General features: G+C 37.2%; 14 protein-coding genes. 3 read left to right on the top strand and 11 right to left on the bottom strand.

The window, feature by feature from the left end; all coding sequences use genetic code 11:
• The first annotated feature begins 78 nt into the window (after positions 1-78).
• The gene (gene tnpA, locus H344_RS0117935; protein WP_026811529.1) at positions 79-537 is read left to right on the top strand and encodes an IS200/IS605 family transposase; all 459 of its coding nucleotides are present in this window, start codon (positions 79-81) and stop codon (positions 535-537) included.
• A 385-nt stretch (positions 538-922) separates the two neighbouring features.
• Here tnpA and H344_RS0117940 read toward each other — a convergent pair whose 3' ends face one another.
• From H344_RS0117940 to metG, 3 genes are all read right to left on the bottom strand, one after another.
• The gene (locus tag H344_RS0117940) at positions 923-1,117 is read right to left on the bottom strand and encodes a hypothetical protein (RefSeq protein WP_026811530.1); all 195 of its coding nucleotides are present in this window, start codon (positions 1,115-1,117) and stop codon (positions 923-925) included.
• A gap of 205 nt (positions 1,118-1,322) precedes the next feature.
• Positions 1,323-3,446 (bottom strand): Tex family protein, encoded by a 2,124-nt coding sequence (locus H344_RS0117945; RefSeq protein ID WP_026811531.1) that lies wholly within the window; start codon positions 3,444-3,446, stop codon positions 1,323-1,325.
• Between the two features lie 110 nt (positions 3,447-3,556).
• Positions 3,557-5,635 (bottom strand): methionine--tRNA ligase, encoded by a 2,079-nt coding sequence (metG, locus tag H344_RS0117950; RefSeq protein ID WP_026811532.1) that lies wholly within the window; start codon positions 5,633-5,635, stop codon positions 3,557-3,559.
• Positions 5,636-5,864: 229 nt separating this feature from the next.
• Here metG and H344_RS0117955 point away from each other — a divergent pair, with 229 nt between their 5' ends.
• Together H344_RS0117955 and H344_RS0117960 are read left to right on the top strand one after the other, a co-directional pair.
• Positions 5,865-6,224, top strand: coding sequence for a YraN family protein (locus tag H344_RS0117955; protein ID WP_026811533.1), 360 nt, complete (start codon positions 5,865-5,867; stop codon positions 6,222-6,224).
• A gap of 51 nt (positions 6,225-6,275) precedes the next feature.
• On the top strand, positions 6,276-6,935 hold the full coding sequence (locus tag H344_RS0117960) for an aspartate kinase (protein ID WP_026811534.1): 660 nt from the start codon (positions 6,276-6,278) through the stop codon (positions 6,933-6,935).
• An 86-nt stretch (positions 6,936-7,021) separates the two neighbouring features.
• Here the strand turns inward: H344_RS0117960 and H344_RS0117965 are convergent, their stop codons facing one another.
• The 8 genes from H344_RS0117965 to H344_RS0118000 all read right to left on the bottom strand — a co-directional run bounded on the left by H344_RS0117965 (position 7,022) and on the right by H344_RS0118000 (position 20,320).
• The gene (locus H344_RS0117965; protein ID WP_051254390.1) at positions 7,022-8,350 is read right to left on the bottom strand and encodes a TlpA family protein disulfide reductase; all 1,329 of its coding nucleotides are present in this window, start codon (positions 8,348-8,350) and stop codon (positions 7,022-7,024) included.
• A gap of 15 nt (positions 8,351-8,365) precedes the next feature.
• Positions 8,366-11,761: a transcription-repair coupling factor gene (gene mfd / locus H344_RS0117970; protein ID WP_026811536.1), complete on the bottom strand. Its 3,396-nt coding sequence runs from the start codon at positions 11,759-11,761 to the stop codon at positions 8,366-8,368.
• 253 nt (positions 11,762-12,014) lie between these two features.
• On the bottom strand, positions 12,015-12,707 hold the full coding sequence (locus tag H344_RS0117975) for a hypothetical protein (protein ID WP_034256977.1): 693 nt from the start codon (positions 12,705-12,707) through the stop codon (positions 12,015-12,017).
• On the bottom strand, positions 12,704-15,400 hold the full coding sequence (locus tag H344_RS22380; protein ID WP_316929570.1) for a GEVED domain-containing protein: 2,697 nt from the start codon (positions 15,398-15,400) through the stop codon (positions 12,704-12,706). Before H344_RS22380 ends, H344_RS0117975 begins: the two co-directional genes overlap by 4 nt.
• Before the next feature lie 69 nt (positions 15,401-15,469).
• Positions 15,470-16,192 (bottom strand): GEVED domain-containing protein, encoded by a 723-nt coding sequence (locus H344_RS0117985; protein ID WP_026811538.1) that lies wholly within the window; start codon positions 16,190-16,192, stop codon positions 15,470-15,472.
• Positions 16,193-16,544: 352 nt separating this feature from the next.
• Positions 16,545-17,807, bottom strand: coding sequence for an alginate export family protein (locus H344_RS0117990; protein ID WP_026811539.1), 1,263 nt, complete (start codon positions 17,805-17,807; stop codon positions 16,545-16,547).
• Positions 17,808-18,208: 401 nt separating this feature from the next.
• The gene (locus H344_RS0117995) at positions 18,209-19,513 is read right to left on the bottom strand and encodes a ComEC/Rec2 family competence protein (protein ID WP_026811540.1); all 1,305 of its coding nucleotides are present in this window, start codon (positions 19,511-19,513) and stop codon (positions 18,209-18,211) included.
• Between the two features lie 309 nt (positions 19,514-19,822).
• The gene (locus tag H344_RS0118000) at positions 19,823-20,320 is read right to left on the bottom strand and encodes a hypothetical protein (RefSeq protein ID WP_026811541.1); all 498 of its coding nucleotides are present in this window, start codon (positions 20,318-20,320) and stop codon (positions 19,823-19,825) included.
• Positions 20,321-20,458: the final 138 nt, after the last annotated feature.

The raw sequence follows: 20,458 nt of genomic DNA on the forward strand, positions 1-20,458 counted from the left end.
GGGATATAAAATAATTATAGGGAAACCAATAACGGCCACATCGTGGTCGAACATTAATAGCTATAAATTCATAATAAGATGGCAAACACCTATTCACAAATATATTTTCATATCGTTTTTGCTGTAAAATGGCGTCGTAATGCGGTAGCAAGGGAATGGAAGAACGATTTGTATAAATACATTACGGGTATCGTTAAAAACAACAACCAAAAATTAATGATTATTAATGGAATGCCAGACCATGTTCATTTATTAATCGGTACAAAACCAAATTGTAATTTATCTCATTTGGTTCGGGATATAAAGTCTGACTCTTCCAAATGGATAAATAAAAATGGTTATCTAGATGAAAAATTTTTATGGCAGGGAGGTTTTGGAGCATTTTCGGTAGGACAGTCCCAATTACAAAGGGTTATAAATTACATTAAGAACCAAGAATCCCACCATACCGGAAAAACCTTCCGGCAGGAATATGTTCATTTATTAAAGATAAATGAAATCGATTTTAAACCAGAATATATTTTTACGGAAGATTAGGTGCAATCTAATAAACCTAGGGAAACCACCATCGCCCACATCGCGGTCAAACATTCATAGCCCCGCAGGGGATATAAAATTAATAACGGAAACCAACGTTGGCCGCATCGTGGTCAAACATTCATTTCCCCGCAGGGGATATTAAATAAATATAGGGAAACCAACGTTGGCCACATCGTGGTCGAACATTCATTTCCCCGCAGGGGATATAAAATAAATATAGGGAAACCAACGTTGGCCACATCGTGGTCGAACATTAATAGCTCTCCGCAGGAGAGATATAAAATAAATATAGGAAAACCAACGACGGCCGCATCGCGGTCGCACATTCATATAGATTAAGGAGTGCATTATGCCTATGGTAACACGGCAACCGTTCAGGAATTTAGGCGACTTTCGCCATCAAATCAAAACACGGGCAGCGCTTACAGCGTTTGGACTCGGATTTTAAATACTTTTCACAGCATTTGGTTTTACAACCAGGAGGAGCCATGGCTTTAAGAAGCTTTTTCTGCTTCTTTTTCTCAGCCTTCATTAGCTTCTTGTCTTTTTTCTTTTCCTCTTTTTTCTTTTTGCCCACAGTAGTGAATATAGATCTGTAATTACATAACAAAAGTATTTATTTTTAATGAATCTAAATAAGATAAATTGTTAAAGTTAACTCTCTGTAATCTAAGCGGATGTAGATCCTAAATTATTAAACATAATAGAGAAATAGGGGTAGGGAATAATCGCACTGATCAAGGGTGTAGCGACAGATTATGTTCGTTATTTTAAGAATGTTTTTATTTATGCAAGGCCAATTGAATACGTTTTCTAGGGATATCTACTTCTAGAACTTTAACAATTATCTGTTGGTGAAGGTGAACATGTTCGTTTACATCTTTAACAAAACTATCCGATAGATTAGAGATATGGATTAGCCCACTTTCTTTTATGCCTACATCTACAAAACAGCCAAAATTGGTAATATTGTTTACGATCCCTGGTAATAGCTGCCCTTCTTTAAGATCAGAAATACTACGTATATTTTGGTTAAAGGTAAAAACCTTCGCTTTTTCACGAACGTCTAAACCTGGTTTTTCCAATTCTTTCACAATATCTTTCAAGGTAGGTAAGCCCACTGTGTCAGTACAATATTTTTGCAGGTTTATTCTTTTGATGACCTCTTTATTACCAATGATTTCTGAAAGTCCAACATTTTGGTCTTTTACCATTTGTTTTACAATAGAATAACTTTCAGGGTGAACAGCAGAGTCATCCAGGGGGTTTTTAGCATTTTTTATTCGTAAAAAAGCAGCTCCTTGTTCAAAGGCTTTTGGTCCTAATCGGGGTACTTTCTTTATTTCTGCTCTACTAGCAAATGCGCCATTTTCATTTCTATAGGCTACAATATTTTCGGCTAATTTTGGCCCGATTCCCGAAACGTAACTCAACAAAGGAACACTTGCGGTATTGATATTGACTCCAACCGTATTTACACAACTTTCTACTACAGTATCTAAGGAGTTTTTTAAAAGAGTTTGATCAACATCGTGTTGGTACTGTCCCACTCCAATAGATTTAGCGTCTATTTTAACTAGCTCTGCCAAGGGGTCTGCTAATCGTCTACCTATTGAAACTGCTCCACGTACGGTAACATCATAATTAGGGAATTCTTCCCGTGCTATTTTAGAGGCAGAATATATGGAAGCCCCTGCTTCACTAACTACAAAAACCTCTACATTGTTTTTAAACTGAATTCGCTTTATAAGTTGTTCTGTTTCTCGGGACGCTGTGCCATTACCAATAGCGATGGCTTCTATTTTATAGGCATCTGCTAGGGAACTAATTTTCTTAATAGCTCCAGTACTATCATTTTGTGGTGCATGTGGATAAATGGTTTCATTGTGTTGCAAATCTCCTTGTGCGCTAAGGCAAACTACTTTGCAACCGGTTCTAAAACCAGGATCTATGGCCATGATTCTTTTTTCTCCTAAAGGAGATCCTAAAAGTAGTTGCTTTAAATTTTTAGAAAAGACCATTATGGCCGATTCATCGGCTTTTTCTTTAGCTGCTTTTAATGTCTCGTTGGAAAGGGATGGGAATAACAATCTTTTATAAGCGTCTTCTATTGCCATTTGCAAATGAGGAGCGCATGCGTTGTTTGTTCTTATGATCTTGTATGCGATATTCGATATAGCCTTGTCGTCGTCTATTTCTATTTTTACACGTACAAAGCCCTCATTTTCTGCACGGAGGATAGCTAGTAATCGATGTGAAGGGCATCGATTTAGCGATTCACTCCAATCAAAATAATCTCGATATTTCTGTGCTTTTTCGTCGTTTTTTTTGGTGGAGATAACTTTAGTGGTAATCTGCGCAAATTTCTCTAATTGACTCCGTAACTGATTTCTAATATCGGTACGTTCATTAATCCATTCAGAAATAATATGTCGTGCCCCTTCTAAAGCATCGTCTTCATTTGGTACGTTTTCGGAAAGGTATTTAGAAGCCTCAAAATCTATCTCATCGGATTTCTGTGCTAGTATGCTTTTTGCTAAGGGCTCTAATCCATTTTTTTTAGCCGTTTCTGCTTTTGTTTTTCGTTTTTTCTTAAAAGGCAGATAAAGGTCTTCTAAAGTGGTGAGATCTTGGCTGTTAGTAATCTTTTCTTTTAATTCCGTAGTTAGGGCATCTTGTTCTTCAATGGATTTTAAAATGGCCTCTTTCCGTTTCTCCAATGCATCATATTGCACTTTATACTGCACAATATTGCCTATTTGTACTTCATCTAAATTACCTGTCCTTTCTTTCCGATATCGGGAAATAAAGGGCACTGTACAGTCTTCATTTAATAACTCAACCGTATTTTTCACACTCTTTATAGGTAATTGAGTGTGTTTGGTAATGTAGGAAATCAGATTCATTTTAAGGGGTAATTTTTATGGTAAACGGTGGAATTGCCGTCTTGGTTAATTTAATTCTAACAATACGATATTCGAGCGCAGTCGAGACCTCCATTACTTCTGCTAGAAACTTAATTAATCGTTTCTCCGTTTCCTACACCGTCCTCATCTGGATTTACAAAGACTAATTTTCCATCCTCCTTTTCGGTCATTAAGATCATCCCTTCACTTTCTACGCCGCGTAATGCTCTAGGTGCTAAATTCACTAAAACGGTAACTTTTTTGCCAACGATATCTTCTGGTTTAAAGCTTTCTGCAATTCCGGAAACAATGGTTCTTACATCTAATCCGGTATCAACTTTCAATACCAAAAGTTTCTTTGCTTTTGGCATTTTTTCAGCTTCTATAATGGTGCCTACCCTCATATCTAACTTAGTAAAATCGTCAAAAGTGATTGTATCTTTCTGAGGGGTAACTTCCTTATTCATAATTTCATTTGCTTTTTTGGTAGCTTCCAACTTTTCTAATTGTGCTTCTATGGTCTTGTCTTCTATTTTACTAAATAATAGCTCTGCCTTGTTAATCTGATGACCAGAAGGTAATAATATGGAGTTCTGAGTAACAGCATTCCAACTTAATTCTGATTCTAATTTATCGGTGCCCAACATAGAATTCAGTTTTTCTGAGGTAAAGGGCAAGAAAGGTTCACTGAGTGCTGCTAGGGCTGAAGAAATTTGTAATGCCACGAACATAATGGTTTTTACTCTTTCCTCATCTTGCTTTATTACTTTCCATGGCTCCTCATCAGCTAAATATTTATTCCCTAAACGTGCAAGATTCATAAGCTCTTGACCAGCTTCACGGAATCGGTATCTTTCTATGGAACTCGCTATGATTTCTGGATATTTTCTTAACTCTTCCAAGGTGTTCTTATCTACCTCGCTAAATTCCCCAGGACTTGGAACAATACCGTTATAGTATTTGTTGGTAAGAACTACTACACGATTGATGAAATTTCCAAAGATAGCTACCAGTTCGTTATTATTTCTTGCTTGGAAATCTTTCCAAGTAAAATCGTTGTCCTTAGTTTCTGGTGCATTAGCTGTTAAGCTGTACCTAAGAACATCTTGCATGTTGGGGAAGTCTTCCAAATATTCGTGAAGCCAAACCGCCCAGTTTTTAGAAGTTGACAGCTTTTGACCTTCTAAATTTAAAAATTCATTAGCAGGTACGTTTTCAGGAAGTATAAAATCGCCATGCGCTTTTAACATGCTTGGGAATATAATACAGTGAAACACAATATTATCCTTGCCTATAAAATGTACCATTTTGGTATCCTTATCTTTCCAATAAGGCTCCCAGTCTTTTCCTTCTCTAGCTGCCCATTCTTTGGTAGATGAGATATACCCTATTGGAGCGTCAAACCACACGTAAAGGACCTTGCCTTCTGCGCCTTCTACGGGAACAGGTATTCCCCAATCTAAATCTCTTGTTACTGCCCTTGGTTTAAGCCCTTCATCTATCCATGACTTACATTGTCCATAAACATTGGGCTTCCAATCGCTTTTATGACCTTTTAAAATCCATTCAGTTAAGAATCCTTCATACTTATCTAAAGGTAAAAACCAGTGTTTGGTTTTTTTCAGTGTAGGAACCGCACCAGAAATGGTAGATTTAGGATTTATTAAATCGGTTGCATTTAATGAAGATCCACAATTTTCACATTGATCACCATAGGCTTCTTCATGACTACATTTAGGGCAAGTACCAATAACAAAACGGTCTGCCAAAAACTGTTTTGCTTCTTCATCGTACAATTGGTCGGTAGACTCTTCTATAAACTCTCCTTTTTCATAAAGATTTATAAAGAATTCAGAGGCTGTTTCATGATGTACTTTTGCTGATGTTCTGGAGTAATTGTCAAATGTAATTCCGAAATCAAGAAAAGATTGTTTTATTATACCATGGTATTTATCGATGATATTTTGCGGTGTTACTCCTTCCTTTTTTGCTTTCATGGAAATAGCTACACCATGTTCGTCACTACCACATACAAAAGCCACATCGTTTCCTGTGGATCTTAAGTATCTGGTGTAGATATCGGCAGGTACATAAACACCGGCCAGATGCCCAATGTGTATGGGGCCATTAGTGTATGGAAGTGCAGCGGTAATAGTATATCTTGCTGGCTTTTGTTGGTTTTGTGACATTACTGTAGAATTAGGCTGCAAAAATAAAGATTTTTGTGTGGAGGCGAGTCATTCTTCAGAAAAATAAGCCTTGGTTTAGGGAAAGGAATTAGGATTAAGGAAGGACCTTGTGTTTATTTCATTTTATGCTCTGTTACCTAAGTAAGTATAGAAATGTTTATTTGCTACTGCCGTACTGAAAAAGTTTTTAATATAAAGTACACTATAATTTATAGTATCTTTAGAATAGATGGGAAAACACAACGAATTTGGTAAACAAGGGGAGAAATTAGCGGAGGCTTATCTCATTAAAAATGGATATCGCATTGTTCATAAAAATTACCGCTATCTAAAAGCAGAAATTGATATTATCGCGCAGAAGGACGGGATATTGGCGGTGGTAGAAGTAAAGTCTAGAAGTTCTGAATATTGGCAGGATATTGCCGATACCGTTACCGAGAAAAAAATAAAGTTAATAGTAAAAGCCGCCGATCAATATGTGGTTAGTAGGGATCTAGACATTGAGGTGAGGTTCGATATTATTGCTATTCTTAAGGAAGGTACTAAATTTAAGATAGACCATTGGGAAAATGCATTTTATCATTTCTAAACATTTGTTTTATTTATAACAAATTGTTATTTTTACCAAAACTTTTATAAGATGAGAACAATTTCAGCAGTTGTAGAAGATTATATTAAGAAGAAGCCTTTTTTGCAAAGTGCACTAGCTCAAGGAATTATTAATCTTACGTCTTTATCTAGGATTGTAAAGCCTGAGATTGAAATGGAATTGGGAAAGGACATTAGGAACGGGGCAATAGTAATGGCGTTAAAGCGTCTTTCTGATGATTTAGAGTTTCGTGCTACCCATAAAATTATAAAAGTTTTAAAAAATATAGGTGAAATAACTGTTCGCTCTTCCTTAACCGATTTTACCTTTTTAGTTTCCGATACAATTTTGGAGAATCAGACTACTTTATTAAAAGAGGTCAATAAAAACAAGGATGTATTCTATACTTCTTCTAGGGGGGTAAATGAGATGAATATTGTTGTGAGCAATATTTTGGATACTGCTGTAGAAGAGTTGTTTAAAAATGAAAAGTGTACACAGAAAGCCGAACACCTTTCTTCTATAACGGTAAAGTTGCCTGCCGAAAATGTTTCAGTCCCTGGTATTTATTATTTTATTTTCCAACGTTTGGCTTGGGAAGGGATTGTGTTATACGAAGTTATCTCTACTACAAACGAATTTACGATTATAGTGAATGATGAACAGGTAGATATTGCCTTTAGAACAATTAAAGATCTTAAGACCTTATAATAGGAAAAAGAACTACTGTTCTAATATGTTTTAGTGACTAGAACAGTAGCTTTGCTCTTCTATTGGTAATGGTTTTCTTATACTATTTACTTTCCTTGCAAAAATGCCACTACTTCTTCATAGCTGTCAGGTTTTGCTACAATTCTTTTATCTGAATTTAAAATAAAGTATGTTGGGGTGTGCGTTACATTGTAGGTTAATACGTAGGGGCTATTCCATTTTCCTAAGGAAACACCGTGAATAAAATTAGGTAATTTAGCGGCTTCCATTTTCCAATTGTCTTTATCGTTTTCTAGACCTATAGCTACTACTTTGGCAATAGAAAATGCTTTTGTCCCTTGCTGAAGTTTTGGGAGTTGGTTTAGGCAATGGGAACATTCACTGCTCCAAAAAACCAATACATAGTATTGATGTCCAGTTAGTTCACTCAGTTTGTGAAGAGTTCCTTTTTCTTCCCATTCTACTTCCGGGGCAACTGCGCCTATTTTTAATCGGTTGTGAGTGTCTATTTTATGGATTAGCTCACTGTTATTGGTACTTTTTGCTAAATCTCGCAGAAATTGCTCATATATGAAATTTGCAGTGCTATCCAAGTTGTTCTTAGTAGCGGTGCTCCATAAATCGTCCATTATTCTTGTTTTATACTCGGCATCCAAAGGTGCATAGACTTCGGAAACGTGCTTTATATTTTCAATAAGCTCCAATTCCACCTTATCTTCAGGTAGCGGTTTTGCAGGGAAGGAATTATAAACATATTGAATTACCCTATTCGAAAAATAGCCAGATTCTTGTAATAAGGGGTCTTTAAAATCTACGGTTTCAAAATAGTATTTCTTTAGGTTGGTATAATATGTTGCATCATCCTCATAGCTTGTTGGGACATATGGTCTGCTTGCTTTAATAAAACGTGCACTAATGAGGTCTTTAGCTTCTAATTCATAAGATTTCTGAACCTCATTAAGTTGCTTAAAGAGATTCATAATTGCTTTACGATTAGGGCTGTTTTTAGCATATTGTTGCTTAATTGCCTGTGTTAATTCTTTTGTTTGTTTAAAGTAATTATGATAAATTATATTTTCTTTAGACGCGTTAATCTCCAACCCTTTCTGCATATCAAAGGAAAGGGAGATGTCTTCTTTTCCATTGTAAATAACATCAAAATAATATTCATCTTGAGGGATGGCATATACCACACGATACATCCCTATAGGTGCATCTTCTGGAATCTCTAATTTAAAAGCCCCATTTTTTATAGCCGCATCCGCAATATAGCTTTGATCCGTTGCGTTTAGTTTATAGGCAATTAGCCATTTTAGATTTTCTGCTGGTGCCATATTTCCCGAAATGCTATGCTGCGCCTTGATGCTATGGACCAAAACCATTCCTAGTAAGAGTAGTATATTTTTAATCGTCATTGTCAATCAGGTTTTTTAGGTAGATTCAATTTTAGCTTTTAGATCTTTAGGGCTAAGGTGTTGCATGGCTTTATAGGCCTTGTCTAATGAGTTGATATTATTAAACACCAATAAAAGTCGAAGCCCTTTACGGGTTTCTTTTTCCTTCAGTTTTACTAGTTTAGGGTTACTCTGTATAATTTGTAATACGGTTGTAAATTGATTGCTCTGATAGAAGTCCGACTGCTGATCGGCAATAAAATAGCCTATCATTTTGCCTTTTTTCATTACTATTTTTTCTAAGCCTATACTATTGGCAATCCATTTAATACGTACAGAATTCAATAGGTCTACTGCCTGGGTGGGTAGCTCTCCAAAGCGGTCTATTAATTGCGACTCATATTTCTGCAAAGCTTTCTCATCCTTTATTTGGTTGAGTTCGGTATACTGATTTAGGCGTTCGGTTATATTGTTGATATAATCATCTGGGAACAGTAATTCGAAATCAGAATCTATTTGGGTGTCTTTTACATAAACTTTAGGTTTCCCATCTACCTCTTGATAGAGGTCTTTAAATTCATTTTCTTTAAGTTCGTCAATGGCCTCGGATAGTATTTTTTGGTAAGTATCAAAACCAATATCATTAATAAAACCACTCTGTTCTCCTCCTAGGAGATCACCAGCACCCCGAATTTCCAAATCTTTCATAGCGATATTAAATCCACTTCCAAGATCTGTAAATTGCTCTAGAGCTTCAATTCTCTTACGGGCATCGTTGGTCATTACCTCATAGGGAGGGGTAATAAAATAACAGAAGGCCTTTTTATTACTTCGTCCTACTCGTCCTCGCATTTGGTGTAAATCACTCAGTCCAAAATTATTGGCATTATTTATGAAAATGGTATTGGCATTGGTTACGTCTAGCCCACTTTCTACAATAGTAGTTGCAACAAGGACATCAAACTCTCCACGCATAAAGGCTAACATAAGGGCTTCTAATTTTTTGCCATCCATTTGTCCGTGACCAATGCCTATTTTGGCGTCTGGCACTAACCGTTGAATCATTCCGGCTACTTCCTTAATATTTTCCACTCTATTATGGATAAAATATACTTGTCCTCCACGTTGTATTTCATAGGAAATGGCATCCCTAATAGTCTCTTCATTAAAACGGATTACCTCACTTTGTATGGGGTATCTGTTTGGAGGCGCTGTGTTAATAACAGAAAGGTCTCTTGCCGCCATTAGGCTAAATTGAAGAGTTCTTGGAATTGGTGTTGCAGTTAAGGTAAGTACGTCTACATTCTCCTTAATGGATTTCAATTTTTCTTTTACCGATACACCAAACTTCTGTTCTTCATCTACAATTAAAAGCCCTAAATCTTTAAACTTTACATTCTTATTTACCAGTTGATGGGTGCCAATAATAATATCTACTTTACCCGCCTCTAAGTCGGTAAGAGTCTCTTTTTTCTCCTTTGCAGTTCTAAACCGGTTAAGATAGCTAATGGTAACGGGCATATCCTTTAATCGCTCTGTAAAAGTGCGGTGATGTTGAAAAGCCAAAATAGTAGTGGGTACAAGTACAGCCACCTGCTTACCATTATCTACTGCTTTAAAAGCAGCTCGTATGGCTACCTCGGTTTTTCCAAAGCCTACGTCCCCACAAACTAATCTGTCCATAGGGCGTTCACTTTCCATATCCTTTTTAATGTCTTCTGTAGATTTGCTTTGGTCTGGAGTATCTTCATAGATAAAAGAAGCTTCCAGCTCGTGCTGCAGGTAACTGTCTGGGCCGTATTGAAACCCTGTTTGAGATCGACGTTTAGCATAAAGCTGAATAAGGTCGAAGGCAATTTTCTTTACCCTAGATTTGGCCTTAGCCTTAATCTTTTTCCAAGCCCCAGATCCTAGCTTGTATATCTTAGGAGGAGTGCCGTCCTTACCATTAAATTTGGAGATCTTATGAAGAGAGTGGATGCTTACATATAGAATATCACGTTCTCCGTACATCAATTTAATAGCCTCTTGCTTTTTACCCTCAACATCTATTTTTTGGAGTCCGCCAAACTTTCCAATACCATGGTCTATATGGGTAACATAATCTCCAATTTCTAGTTTATTAAGTTCTTTAAGGGTAATCGCCTGTTTCTTGGCATATCCATTCTTTAGGTGGAATTTAAGGTATCGATCAAAAATTTGATGATCGGTATAACAGGCAATTTTTAGATCGTTTTCTACAAATCCTTGATATAGTGGATAAACAATAGTTTTGTAATGTACTTGTTTGTCAACCTCTTCAAAAATATCGTGAAAACGTTGTGCCTGTTGGTCTGTAGCACAGAAAATATAATTGGTGTATCTCTTTTTGTGGTTATGGTTGAGGTTGTCTATTAATAGGTCGAACTTTTTATTGAATGCAGGCTGTGGTTGGGTATTAAAAAGTATAGTTTCGTTAGTGTTGGAGTTTTTATTTCCGTCTATTTCCAATACGGTAAAGTCTCTTAGTTGAGATTTTATTACCTCCGAATTTGCAAAGAGCTCTATGGGCTGAGCGCGCTTTATTTCATTAGATAACTTCCCAAACTCCTCTTCGGCCTTTTTAAAAAAGTCATCTACCCTATTGTAAAGATGATCAAGGTTCTTGCTGAATACAATGGTGTTAGGGGCAATATATTTAAAAATACTCTCCCTATTTTCATCAAGAAATTTATGCTCTACATTGGGTATAATTGTAATCTTTTTTACCTTTTGATTAGAAAGTTGTGATTCCACATCAAAGGTTCTGATACTATCTACTTCGTCTCCAAAAAACTCGATTCGATATGGTTCATCATTCGAAAATGAAAACACATCCATAATTCCACCTCGCAAGGAAAATTCCCCTGGTTCAGTAACAAAATCAACCCTCTTAAACTTATATTCGAATAAGACTTCATTTAAAAAATCGAGAGAAAGGGTGTCATTCAACTTAATTTTTAGGGTATTCTTTTCTAATTCCCTTCTGGTGACCACTTTTTCGAAAAGGGCATCCGGATAGGTTACAATAACTGCCGGTTTCTTTCTGGAGTTGATGCGGTTAAGGACTTCGGCACGTAACAGTACATTAGCATTGTCTGTCTCTTCAATTTGGTATGGCCTTCTATAACTCCCAGGATAGAACAGCACATCTTTGTCACCTATAAGTTGTTCTAAATCGTTTAGGTAATAAGCTGCTTCTTCTTTATCGGATAGTACAAAGAGGAATGGGGCCGATGCCTTACTGAATGCTTCAGAAATAACAAAGGATAAAGAAGACCCTGTTAGACCTTTTATATTTGTTATAGTTGAATTTTCTGAAGTAGTGTTATTTTGGGAATCGGCAATGATTGCCTGCAGTTTTCGCAATTGCGGAGACTGTGCAAACAGTTGTGGCAAGATAGATTTTGTCAACCGTAATTATTTTTTTTACAAATATAACGCCATCAAGGGATGATTCCCAAGTTAACGGGAAAGTTTTTGTCTTGTGCATGCACAGTGTAAAGAGTTATTTCTGAACTGTTTGGGAGGTATAAATATAATATGGATTCAGCTTATAAAAAATTCTGCCCAGATAATAATATCTAGGCAGGAAATCTTTGTAAAATGTTTTTTTACTTTAAGTATTCTCCTTAGGAGAGGGAGAGAGGCAAGAATGAGTCTCTATTTAATTCACATGGAATTTATAAGAATTGGTGGTAGAACTATTCCCCTGTGAATCATGGGTTCTAATTTTCCAATAATAGGTAGTCCCAGAGGTAACTTTAATATTTTCCAACTTATTTTCTTGTACTAAAGTTTGAAAAGGTTCTGTGGTTTCCGTATCACCAAAATATACATCGTAACCAACAATGTCCCCATCTACATCACTACCACTCCAGCTTAGGTTTACTAAGTTATTGGTAGGTGTTATCTGGGCCTCATATATTGGGCTAATTAGCTGTGCAGGAAATGGAGCATAGGAGCTAATTCCATCCCCGGCACTATAAAACTGCCAAGTTTCACTTTTTACTACTTCCGTGGAAGAATTGGAAGTAGAGATTACCTCCCAAGAATAAGGTACGCCTCTTTCTACCGTAACGGATTTCTCGGTGGTATTCATTGGAAATACCGATGTAATTCCTGTGTTTAGGTTTTTTAGCTGCAAGGTGTAGGTATCCGTATTTTCGCTGGGATCCCACTTAAATACGATGCTACTATTCTTATCATCTATGATGGTGCCTTCCGAACATTCAGAATTGTTTTCCGGAAAAACCAAACCTACTGCGTTAGGGGCTATTGTATCTGATTCACCTCCTTCATTTCCCTTAGTGCATGCCATAAAGCAAATAGTTACGGTAAGTGCGATTAATTTTTTCATAGTTTTATAATTTTTATATTCTTTTTATTTGCTTTCGTTTTAATTTTCATAGTATAAATACCTGCTTTTAAGTTGTTTACATTGATAATTGCAATACCGCTTTGGACGGGGGATGTTTCTGTAATCAATAAAACCCCGGTATTAGAATACAAATTGATGGTTACACTATTGGAGGTGTCGTCATTGCTCAATTGTATATACATTCTATCTTTTACAGGGTTTGGATAAACGATGATATCAGTGGAAACAAAAATGACCTTTTCAAAAACACCTTGACAATCTTTGTCCGTAGATATTTTAATGGTGTTTAATCCTTCTTTCAGCGGTAAATCCATTTCTGGATTGCTCGTATTGAATTTTATTCCGTTGACGTCTATGTTATATTGATTGGCTTTAGACATCTTTAAAGCAATGCTTTTGGCTGACCTGTCCACGGTAGATTGCACATTTAATGCTTCTGGAGTATTTATCCTAAGATCGTAGCACTGAATATATCCAGGTATTTCTTCTAAGGTGATGCAGACCTCATAATTGCCTGAAGGTAATCCAATTATTTCTGTTTCATTCGTGAATTGGTAAGTGCCATTGGTCTCAGCTCCTACAATAGTAGCTGTGTAGCTATAGGCTTGACTAGCGGTAATTGTTATCTTTCCATTGTTGCTGTTTCTACAGCTTTCACTTGTGGTCTGAATTAAGAAATTGTCTAGAGGTAATAAAGTGCGGATGGGACAACCGTCTGCATCTACCGTTTCCGACGGATCGGTTTCGGGACACTTGTCATGAACATCCAAAACCCCATCATTATCGTCATCATCATCACAAACATCGGCAATTCCGTCTCCATCGAAATCGCTTTGATACTCGTTTGTAGGATCGGGGCATGTATAGGAGTCGGTACCATCCGTTAATTCCTCTAGCGTAAATCTTTTGAATCTAATTTTGGAGTAGTTTTCCGTTTCGTACAATACTCCAATTTTTCCATCCGGTAGAATGGTTAAGCAAGAATAGGCCGAGGAGCCAGGCTGATACATTTTGGAATAAGCCCATGTTTTTCCTTCGTCATAGCTAATTCTTAAAGCTCCGTCTACCCTAGAGGACCTATTGGCTGCATTACTGAACAATATTCTGTCTTTGTCGTATCCATCTATTGTTGAGGTGTATCTCAAAATATTTCCTTGATTAATGGGATCTATTAAAGTAGCGTCAAACGTATAGGGTGTCCAAGTTTTTCCTAAATCCGAAGTATGGGTGATTAATCTTGTTTGCGTTCCATAATGGTTCCGTGCATTTACCATAATACTTCCATCGTTTAGCTCAACCAAGGTGTTTTCGTCGAACTTGGAATAACTGTTGGTTTCACTTCTTTGCCAAGTTTCTCCATGGTCTTCGCTATAGATGATACCTCCATAAATAACACCGCTTCTCACCACCGCTATAGGTATTACTAGCGTGCCATTCCGTAATTGGATGCCATTCCCACCAGAGGCCCAATAAGAATTGTCTCCAGGTTTATATAGGGCTGCGGTTAGGTCTACTGGTTCGGACCAGCTGAGGCCGTCATCATCACTATATACGTACTGGGATCTTAAGGTGTCAGGACTATCAGGGTCTCCATTAGAACCAAAAATATTTTTCCTTTCCGAATAGGCATAAAAAATAAAAATTCTTCCCGTAGTTCTATCAACAACGGTACAAGCATCACCCCCATGCTGGGTGTTGATAATAATGTTGTCACTCCAAGTATCTCCGTTATCCGTACTTCTTCTAACATACAAGTCGATGCGGCCGGGTACATCGGCACTATTGTTTAAACGGGCATCCGCAATGGCTAAAAGGGATCCTTCGGTGGTAGTTACCAAGGAAGGGATCCTATAGGTATGGGGTTTGCCATCGGTGGCATAGGTGGTTTTACTGCTGATAAATAAATCGTGTGAGATTTCAGGAGTCAGTAAGCTAAGTTTTTCAGTAGCCTTATAGGTGAAGGTGTAGTCTTCTACTTCCCCGTCATTGAAAACGTCACAAGGAGCTATGGGATCAATAGGGCTGTTTGAAGATCGCATGGCAATCCTCATTCTCGTGGTTCCTTCCGCAGTTATAGCGCCAATAGCCTTATTGGAAAATTTAAGATCCGAACTGGTATTGGCTCCTGTCCAGCTAAATATTTCCTCTCCGGCATCATAAAAATCGCCATCGCCATTTTTATCGATCCAAACATGAACTCTTTTGTAAGTGGTGGCAGTGGCATTTGCAATACCAAAATTAAAGGTATAACTGCCTTCGGAGAACAGCTCAACGGTAGAAGCGTCTACATGCTCGTAGCCCGTGTTTTCTGTTGCTTGATCTAATAGATCGGCATTGGAAGCTGAGGTGCTCGATAGTCTTAAATAGTTTAAAAAACTTGCGGTAGAGGCCACAGCTTCAGGCTCGCAATAGGCACCGTCAGAAGGAGGGGCAACAGGGAAACTAAGTTGGTAGTCTTCTACTTCCCCGTCGTTGAAAACATCACAAGGAGCAATGGGATCTATAGGGTTGTCCGAAGATCGCAAGGCTATCCTCATCCGGGTGGTGCCTTCAACAGTTACAACACCAATATTTTTATTGGAGAATTTAAGATCTTCACCGGTGTTGGCTCCGGTCCAGTTAAACACTTCTTCCTCAGCATCGTTAAAATCACCATCCCCATTTTTGTCTATCCAAACATGTACTCGCTTATTGGCTGTAACGTTTGGATCTCCAACCCCAAAATTAAATGTGTACGTTCCTCAAGAGACCATCGCTATAGTGGAGGAAGTTACATTTTCATACCCGGTGTTTTCAGAAGTGTGATTTAATAAGTCACCTTCTCCCGCTGAAGTGCTCGATACCTTTAGGTAGTTTAAATAGCTGGCTGTAGACGCTACAGCTTCTGGTTCGCAATACGTGCCAGCAGTTGGTGGAGTAACGGGAAAACTGACTTGATAATCCTCTATTTCTCCGTCTGTGAAAACATCGCAGGGAGTAATAGGATCTATAGGGCTGTCCGAGGAACGCATAGCTACTCGCATTCTAGTAATTCCTTCTACTTCAATTGCTCCTATCCCTTTATTGGAGAATTTAAGATCTGTACCGGTGTTTGCACCTGTCCAGCTTAACACTTCTTCACCAGCGTCTTCAAAATCGCCATCCCCGTTCTTGTCTATCCATACATGTACTCGCTTGTAGGCAGTAGCAGACGCATCCCCAACCCCAAAGTTAAAGGTATAGGATCCTTCGGGAATCAATTCTACCGTAGTAGAGGTCACATTTTCGTAACCGGTATTCTCAGAAGTATGATGTAATAAGTCTCCATCTCCCGCTCTGGTGCTAGAGAGCTTCAAGTAGTTTAAGAAACTTGCGGTCGAGGCCACCGGATCTGGTTCGCAATAGGGATTTTTGGTGGGTTCTTCCTGAGCATTACTAATGCTACAGATAAAAGAAACAATACAAAAAAGTAGCGTTTTTCTCATTGTGATAGGTTAGGTTGGTTAATATTAAAATGGTTAAATCAGAGAGTAATATAAAAAAATAATTGTATTATGTCACACAAGAGAAGGTCAAATATCAGAAGATAAGAGAATTGTAAGATAAATTTACGGCAATTAAATAAGTATAATCTTACTAGGAAGTATGATACTTCTTAGTTTTAAATTATTATGAAACTGGTTGCAGATACACTGTAATCATTGCATTTTTGTTACTTCTCTAAAGTAATAGGTGTTACTACTCCATTAATAATGTTCCAGAGGTTAGTATGGGAGGGCTTATTGGATTTATCAGTTATAAGATTAGGTGACATACCTTTAATAGGAATAGAGTTGTTTAGTTATTGGTAGTAAATAAGGTGGGATTTATGGTTAGCATTACCCATCCCCAATTATTGGTGTTTTCATCATAGTTTCCCTTCAAACTTTTCATTCCTTCAGATGGAAATAGGTGAGCGTATCCCGCAGCCAAGGAAACATACTTCTGAATTTTATAGTTGTAAGTCAAATCTAATTCGTTGCCCAATTGTTTCTTACCTGTGCCTGATAGGGGAGCTTCTGCAGAGAAATTATGGAACGCAATGCTGAGGTTATCTTTTTCGCTAAACACTAATTTTGTTTTTAGGTAGATATCTATTAAGCCGACATTATTGATGTGGTTGCCCACATAAAAATAATCCATATGACCGTTAAACTTGTGATTGGTGCCATAAAAAGGATTAAAAGCTTTGTTCTTACCATTCTCTGGAATACCATTGTTATTTCCGCTTAGCAGTTCACCGCCAAGTCCTATTTGCCACTTATTAGTTACTTTATAATTGGCTTCTAAGGAGATAAGAAATGCATTTAGACTATTATTGGAAACATCCTTTCCCATTTGATAGAAGAGATTAGAACTTAGCATCCAACCTTCATCTTGGTGTTTTAGGTGGGTTCCCAAGGTCTGGCTATATCTAGTTTTGTTGTCATTGCTGTTTATTAGGTCTATAAATTGCATCCCGTTGTTTAGAAATAAAATACTAGCAGAAAGCTTCTTCCATGTTTTATTTCCCCAGAGGTATTGTATGCTCTTATAGGTGCCTGGGGTTGTTAGCGTGGTTCCGGTAAGGTCTTCTGAGTCTTGATTGTATGCTAAACCCAAATGCATGTTAAAATTTGAGTTTTGGTATTTAAGTAATAGGGCATCATGACTACGAGCTTGTTGAGCCCATCCCACATTTCCAAATATCCGATGGTCATCATAGCTAATTTCTTGTCTTCCTACCTTTAGGGATAAATCATTATTTAATGCAATCTCTCCCCAAGCTTGATGGATACCAATTCCGTTTTTATCAGAATTGTTTAGCTGTGGCACATCTCCCCAAACTCTAATATCTTGGAGGCTAAGATAAAAGGATAGGCCGTCTAATTTGTAATCTGCATTAAGCCTAGTGCGTTGCGATACAAAGAGAGCTGCATCTTCATTATCGGGAAAAAGTGTTTTGTACCCATGCCGGTATTCACTACGTGGGCGTAGTTCGGTGTTTAGTGTGAATTGAGAATACCCAAAGGAAAAGATAAAAAAACAAAAGACGAATTTAATACTAAGGTGCAGTTTCATAATCGATTAGTTATTATATTGATTAGGCAAAGCTAGAACAACTTTTATGGAATTCTTTTTTTGAGGCTCTACTAACTAAAGGGCAAAATTTGAAGTTTTTATTTAATAAAACTATGACGAAAATCACATGTGGAATTATGTCGTAAATGGGTTTGATATTTAATTTGAATGGTTAATAGAGAGATATAACATTTCTTGTCCCAAGGGTGTAGAAGCTACCTTCTCTAATAGAGCTTGTGACACCTATAGGAGAAGTTGAAAAGCTTAGATGATAAGGTGTAGTTATTACAATTTGATGAAAATGGTGTGGATATAGGAGTACTTTGAAACACTTTTTAGTAGAGTGGAATTTATAGTGAAGTAAAATCAAACTATAAGGCTCCTGTTTAATTGCTAATTGTTTAAAAAATACTGGGATAATCTGCAGGTGTCAATGGGCCGTAAGACTCCCACCAATAACTCGCATTTACCCTCCTCATGGCGTATAAGGCTTTTCCATCAGTCCTAATATTGATCATTCCATGAAGAATCTTTTTAAAAATGCGTGCTTTCTTTAAATCTGTGGGTCTAATAACACTTCTAGGTATAACGTTTGTAATATCAATTTCGTTAGCATCTACAAAGGTAGCAGCAATTTCCGTTGAGAAGACTAAAGGATTTTTAGAGCGGGATGCTAGGCCTACAGCACCGATAAAATTTGCTCGGGGATGTCCATGATCGGGTGAGTCGCCAGATGAAATTATAGATATTTGAGGACGTACAGCTTCTAATAAAGGATAATGAAATTGATGGCTGCCATGGTGAGGAGATTTAAAGACATGTGCTCTTAATTGTAGCGTAGATTGGGGGTGCTCCATTAGGTATTCACTACCTTCAATATTTATATCTCCAGAAAATAAAATTTTGATTTCGCCATAAATTAGTCGCAACATAACAGAATGGCCATTAATAGTATGGGAGTGGTTGCCAAACCATTTTAATTGTGTAAAGTTGTTTGAATCCTTTTCTAATATGGGACCTAGAATTTCTATGTTCACCGTACTATCACCAATATTAAAATTACTGGTCTGGTTACTTACTGCTCTATAAGGAATATTTAATCTTCCAATTAATTCTATCCATCTTTTAAAAGTTCGTCTTAAGGGTAAATTGATCAGTTCGGATAATTTATTGTGATAGGTGATTAAATGTTTTTTGTTAGTACTTAGGTTTCCAGACTTCTCATCCATTCCTAGAAAAAGACCAATTCCATTGTGTATAATTTGGCGAACTTCTATTTTATCGTGTTCTAAAATGGGAATTAGTCCTTTGAGATGATCGCTATCGGCATGTGTCAATACCAATAAATCTATTACTAAATTTGGTGCGTTTTCATTGGCTAATTGAAATTTCCAACTTAAGAATCCTCTAGCCTGACTATTACTGCCGCCATCAATTAGGATTTTCTTTCTTTCAGGTGTAATTATAAAGGCCGCATCTCCTTGCCCCACATCAATAAAATAAACTTCTAAACTAGCCTGCTCTTTTAGGTGAGCAATTTTAATATATCCTTCATATTTATTTCTATAGATCGCCTTAACTCGTCCATTTATTACATTTCCTTCTATGCGAACTTCTTCACCAAAAATAAGTATTTGATTATATGATGCACCTGTTGGGTGCTTATATAATCTGGATGTTTTTTTACTTATATACTGCAAGGACATAGCTACTTTTTATTACTAAGTTTTTTACGTACTACGTAAATGAGCTTGTGTAAATCACTACTATTTTAGTGGAACACAGGTGGAGTTATTGGCAACTTTTACTGTCGGAATAGAGTTTGTAAATGGATTGATTATGAAAATAACGAAACTCGAAGTCGGCCCTAGCCTATCCTGAAATACAATTCAAATTAAGGCTTGCTGCCCACCTCGATGTAGTTTTTAGGATTACTGCCATTCTTCTTTATTCAACTCCTTATAAAGATTTTAGTAGCAATCACCTTCTATTTTATTGGTAATTAACCATTAGTTTTAAGGTTTTGGTGTTTTTTTAGAACGTTTGGTCGCTGTTTTGGTTGGGGCAGGTGGCGGATCAATCTCTTTTTCTGTTTGGTCTCCGTCAATACTTTTACTTATTGATTCTGGCATTGGAGGTGGAGACGTAATAGTCTGTAAGGACTGCCCATCATTTATTATGCCTTCCGAACTAGGTAAGGGTGGAGGTGACATTTCATCTGCCGATGGAAAACTATCCGATGTTCCTGGCTCCGACATTGGCGGAGCTGGCGGAATATCTGATGAAAAGGATTCCCCCTCCATTTGGTTGTTCTCCATCGGAATAGGAGGTGGAGATATTGCTTCAGAGCTATTAGTTAGGTTATTAACCTCCTGACTATCATCAGGCGAAGGTGGTGGATTATTGCCCATAGAAGAGTCAGGGTTTTTATTCAAAGTCGATAAGGACTTGCCTGTAAGTGAGTTGAGTCCTTCTAAGGAATCCGAAGAAAACGATACTTTAAAAATTGTCATAGTTATTTTTTTTATGATTAAACGATCTCTACGACATGTAAACCGCCGTGATTTTATTGGAGTCAATCTTAACATTGACCTTATGGTCATTGGCATTTGCTGCAGTTAAAATCCCGAGTACATTTGTTACTCCATCTG

Source organism: Arenibacter latericius DSM 15913 (genome assembly GCF_000424985.1).
In the GTDB taxonomy this organism is placed as follows: Bacteria; Bacteroidota; Bacteroidia; order Flavobacteriales; family Flavobacteriaceae; genus Arenibacter; species Arenibacter latericius.

Excerpts from the sequence above, each read along its gene's own strand:
- H344_RS0117990 (WP_026811539.1), bottom strand. The coding sequence starts at position 17,807 with ATGAAACTGCACCTTAGTATTAAATTCGTCTTTTGTTTTTTTATCTTT.
- H344_RS0117965 (WP_051254390.1), bottom strand. The coding sequence starts at position 8,350 with ATGACGATTAAAAATATACTACTCTTACTAGGAATGGTTTTGGTCCAT.
- H344_RS0117960 (WP_026811534.1), top strand. The coding sequence starts at position 6,276 with ATGAGAACAATTTCAGCAGTTGTAGAAGATTATATTAAGAAGAAGCCT.
- H344_RS0118000 (WP_026811541.1), bottom strand. The coding sequence starts at position 20,320 with ATGACAATTTTTAAAGTATCGTTTTCTTCGGATTCCTTAGAAGGACTC.
- tnpA (WP_026811529.1), top strand. The coding sequence starts at position 79 with ATGGCAAACACCTATTCACAAATATATTTTCATATCGTTTTTGCTGTA.
- H344_RS0117975 (WP_034256977.1), bottom strand. The coding sequence starts at position 12,707 with ATGAAAAAATTAATCGCACTTACCGTAACTATTTGCTTTATGGCATGC.
- H344_RS0117995 (WP_026811540.1), bottom strand. The coding sequence starts at position 19,513 with ATGTCCTTGCAGTATATAAGTAAAAAAACATCCAGATTATATAAGCAC.
- H344_RS0117985 (WP_026811538.1), bottom strand. The coding sequence starts at position 16,192 with ATGAGAAAAACGCTACTTTTTTGTATTGTTTCTTTTATCTGTAGCATT.
- H344_RS0117955 (WP_026811533.1), top strand. The coding sequence starts at position 5,865 with ATGGGAAAACACAACGAATTTGGTAAACAAGGGGAGAAATTAGCGGAG.
- H344_RS0117945 (WP_026811531.1), bottom strand. The coding sequence starts at position 3,446 with ATGAATCTGATTTCCTACATTACCAAACACACTCAATTACCTATAAAG.
- metG (WP_026811532.1), bottom strand. The coding sequence starts at position 5,635 with ATGTCACAAAACCAACAAAAGCCAGCAAGATATACTATTACCGCTGCA.